General features: G+C 54.9%; 1 protein-coding gene. It reads left to right on the top strand.

Annotated features, from left to right (window positions below; genetic code table 11):
* Positions 1–1,090: DMT family transporter (locus JNM42_RS02440; RefSeq protein WP_366504396.1), on the top strand; the 1,090-nt coding region annotated here is incomplete at its 5' end.
* Positions 1,091–2,136: the final 1,046 nt, after the last annotated feature.

The raw sequence follows: 2,136 nt of genomic DNA, 5'->3' as shown, positions 1-2,136 counted from the left end.
GCAAGTAGCAGTCATTGGTCGTTTGGGAGTTCCTCGCTTATCATTGACTTATTGCTGCTTGAAGGCTGAAAACATGAATTTGAAGGAAGGTTTTTCCAAACCCGGCGTGCCTGCAGCACTCGGAGCCGCCCTATTGTTCGGCGCGGGAACACCGCTCTCGAAATGGCTGCTCGATGTGGTGAGTCCGTGGTTGTTGGCAGGCTTGCTCTATTTTGGCTCAGGGGTTGGACTGGCACTGTATCGTCGCATGATCTGCGCACCAGCCGTTCGCCTTCCTCGAAATGAAATGTCTTGGTTTGCCGCAGCAATTATGGCGGGCGGCATCTTCGCTCCTGTGTTGCTGATGATCGGCCTGACCAGCATGCCAGCGTCGGATGCCTCACTCTTGCTAAATGCCGAAGGCTTCTTTACCGCGCTGCTTGCATGGTTCGCTTTCAAGGAAAATTTCGACCGACGAATTGCTCTGGGGATGGTGGCCATCGTGGCAGGTGCGGTCGTCCTGAACTGGCCGGGAGAAGCACGGTTCGATGGGTTGTGGCCGCCGCTGGCTATCCTTGGTGCCTGCTTGGCTTGGGGTATAGACAACAATCTGACGCGCAAAATCTCGCTTACGGATGCAACGTGGATTGCCTCTGTGAAAGGTCTGGTATCCGGTGCTGTAAATTTGATACTAGCCTTCTCGCTAGGCGCTTCCATTCCAGCACTTCCCAACTTGGCTGGTGCAATGGTGGTGGGTTTTCTTGCCTATGGCGTGAGTTTAGCTCTATTCGTAGTTGGCTTGCGTCACCTTGGCACCGCACGCACAGGAGCTTACTTCTCGGTCGCGCCGTTCTTCGGCGCCTTACTGGCCTTGCTGATGGGTGAGCCCGTAACGGCGCCGCTACTTTTGGCAGGTGCCTTGATGGCGCTAGGTACCTGGTTGCATCTAACAGAACATCATGAACACATTCACGACAAGCATCACCAGCATGAGCATGACGATGCGGAGGCAGTTGGTAACAAACATCACCATGTGCACTGGCATCATCCGACGACGCATAAACATCCGCACTTTCCAGACTCTCACCACCGGCAGCACATTCACTGTTAGTGGCAGAAATTTGCGTGAGGCTAACAGTTCCGTTACCGCAACCTATAACCGATGCCGGAGATTAAGCAGTCAGTCGATTTTCATATGACAGCCAGGCCGTATAGGGTCGCTATGTAAAGCTTTGTGCATAGCGGTCACTATGCATAGATATCAACTAGCGATAGATCGTGCAGTCCAGAACGGTTCGACTCATACCACACAAAGCGGTTCTTGGTGAAGTTGGTCGGAATTGTTCTAGCCATGGTTTTGGGAGTAGAGCTCCGTTGAGGCTTCACTTCTGGGGGCCGTCATGGGGGAAACCCGTTTATCTAGTCTTGCGCGCATCGACTGACTGACAAAGGGCCCATCGCACCAGCACCGGACTTCGCGGCGCCATATTCGAAACGCAGGCCGGATTTACAGCAAGCACCGGGATGCGGATACCGGCGCTAAAGCCTTGCAATGCTGCCGTTTAATTTTTCACATTGACGGACCGCTGAGGGTCGATAGGGTGAGTAGCGTTTTTCGGTAAGCCGCCGCTCAGATTCGCTGACTCCGATTTTTCAACCGAAAAGGCCGAACGGCGGCAATGCGCCAAGGTGCAGTCGTCCAAGCAGCATGCCTTGGATGGCAGCTCAGGCCGAAGAGTGTGAATTGGCCTTTCGGCAGTTTTCAGGGTACGGCCGCCGCTTGAAAGGTTGCTTTCCGGAATCATCGAGCACTGGCAGGTTGCTATCAGATGACATCAGCGTGGTCAGGATGAGGAATTTGGGTGGTCAGTTGTGATGTGCAACAGTGCCCAACTGAAGCGATATTCCGCACAACGGGGGGCTGACTCGAGGCGGCGTATGGTCTGCGAACGTCTCAAGGTGGCTTGCCTGTTGCTGTCCGCGGCGCATTCATCAGCCAAATCCCCTGACCTCCCAGGCGCTTGCGGGTGGCAATTCAGATCGCTGGCTTGAGCCCGGATAAGCCCTGCGCAATACTGCAAGGGCTTTCTGTGGACATCGTGTCTGCACAGCCTTCATCGGCGACCCCGGTCGCCCTGAAGTCCAGCCCTGCTGGCG

Source organism: Propionivibrio sp. (assembly GCF_016790145.1).
Taxonomy (GTDB): Bacteria; Pseudomonadota; Gammaproteobacteria; order Burkholderiales; family Rhodocyclaceae; genus Propionivibrio.
The sequence above is the reverse complement of the archived record's forward strand: the minus strand, read 5'-3'. Positions and strand labels throughout refer to the sequence as shown.